The sequence below is a fragment of the Geminocystis sp. CENA526 genome (assembly GCF_050753365.1).
Classification (GTDB): domain Bacteria; phylum Cyanobacteriota; class Cyanobacteriia; order Cyanobacteriales; family Cyanobacteriaceae; genus Geminocystis.
The window spans coordinates 1-1,618 of record NZ_JBLZFY010000255.1 but is presented as its reverse complement, the minus strand read 5'-3'; the positions used below and the strand labels follow the sequence as shown (position 1 = coordinate 1,618).

The window sequence follows — 1,618 nt, the reverse complement described above, 5'->3', positions numbered from 1 at the left end:
GATGGAAGGTGGGCAAAATTTTGCCTTAATTCGTTCGGTAATATCAACAGCAAGAAAACAGGGAAGAAATATTTTAGAAATTCTGACTCAATTGTTGAATGGAGAAAATATCCTTTTAGTGTAAATTTTCCTAACGTAGGTAGTTACGAAAATATCTGTTTTAACTTAGCGATCGCACCTCCCAAAACTCGATCGAACTTCCCTGTCATTGCGAGGTAACGAAGCAATCCCTAAAATCGATCAAACCTCCCCTCCCGTCATTGCGAGGCACGAAGCAATCCCTAAAATCGATCGAACCTCCCTCCCCCCTCCGTCATTGCAAGGCACGAAGCAATCTCTATAACCTCGATCGAACTTCCGAATTATTTATTAATTGATGTAGAATTAGGTTGAGGGGTAGCCGTCAACTACTCCTAACCAAATATTAAAAAACTTAATGGAAATTCTAACATGAGTACAGTAACAGATAACGATTTAAGAGAAATAAAAGAGTTAATTAGTCAGTTAAGCGATCGCATGAATGATCGTTTTAACGAATTGAGACTTAACCAAGAAAAAATACAAACTAGACTAGAAGACTGGAAACCAGCTATTGATAAAATAGCCGATTTATCTGAAAAAGTAGGAGAATCAAAAGCTGAAGGAAAATTAGGACTCATTGCTATCACTGCTTTAATATCTAGTGTTTTAAGTGGAACTATTACTTCTTTAATCTGGTTTTTCAAAGATAAAATTTAAGAGACTTTCAATGATAGTTTAAAAAATAGCTATTTTTTTATTTTTAAGACATTCAAACTTGATCGAACCCTCCCTGTCATTGCGAGGCACGAAGCAATCCCCAAATTCGATCGACCTTATTAGTTCCCCCCTTGAAAAAAGGGGGGTTAGGGGGGATCAAGCCAATTATTAAGATTTCGTGACCTTTACTCCAAAAAGTAGTCAGATCGATCAAACAGGTGTTAAATTTATGTATGTAAATATTTTATCAAACATATTTATTCACACCCCCTATTCACTCATCTTATGACTATCAATACCAATCCTTTTAACACTTTAGTTGTCAATGCCAGTAGTAATGATACTATTCTAAATCTATTTCAATTTTTTGATGATCCTTTTACCACTGGTAAAATAGCAACATTCAATCTCTATAACAATACCCTCGGTAATGGAGAAATCAACGTTTTATTATTTGATCAAAATGGACAAGGCGCACCCCTAACCGTTAACAATTTTTTACAATATGTTGAGAATAATGCCTATGTTAACTCTATTATCCATCGATCGTTACCTAATTTTGTTATTCAAGGGGGCGGTTTTACCGTTAATAATCTGGAAGTGAGTGATATACAAACAACCCCTCCCGTTGTTAACGAGTTTAGCTCAAATCGCTCTAATACAAGGGGTACAATTGCTATGGCGAAGTTAGGTGGTGATCCTAATAGTGCTACAAGTCAATGGTTTTTTAATTTAACCGATAATGCCAGTAACCTTGATAATCAAAATGGCGGTTTTACTGTCTTTGGTACAGTCTTATCTCAGGATGACTTAAATACTATAGATTCGATCGCATCTTTATCTACCATCGATGCTAGAGGTACAAATCCAGCTTTCACTA

The 1,618-nt window shown here is 35.8% G+C and carries 4 protein-coding genes; all 4 read left to right on the top strand.

The features are described 5' to 3' along the window. Positions 1–219 (top strand): hypothetical protein (locus ACN4EE_RS23190; RefSeq protein ID WP_431708874.1); only part of this gene is annotated, 219 nt, incomplete at its 5' end. Next, positions 209–343 (top strand): hypothetical protein, encoded by a 135-nt coding sequence (locus tag ACN4EE_RS23185; RefSeq protein ID WP_431708873.1) that lies wholly within the window; start codon positions 209–211, stop codon positions 341–343. The genes ACN4EE_RS23190 and ACN4EE_RS23185, both read left to right, overlap by 11 nt. Before the next feature lie 107 nt (positions 344–450). Next, the gene (locus tag ACN4EE_RS23180; RefSeq protein WP_431708872.1) at positions 451–738 is read left to right on the top strand and encodes a hypothetical protein; all 288 of its coding nucleotides are present in this window, start codon (positions 451–453) and stop codon (positions 736–738) included. Positions 739–1,023: 285 nt separating this feature from the next. Further along, the coding region (locus ACN4EE_RS23175; protein WP_431708871.1) for a peptidylprolyl isomerase at positions 1,024–1,618 on the top strand (595 nt) is incomplete at its 3' end.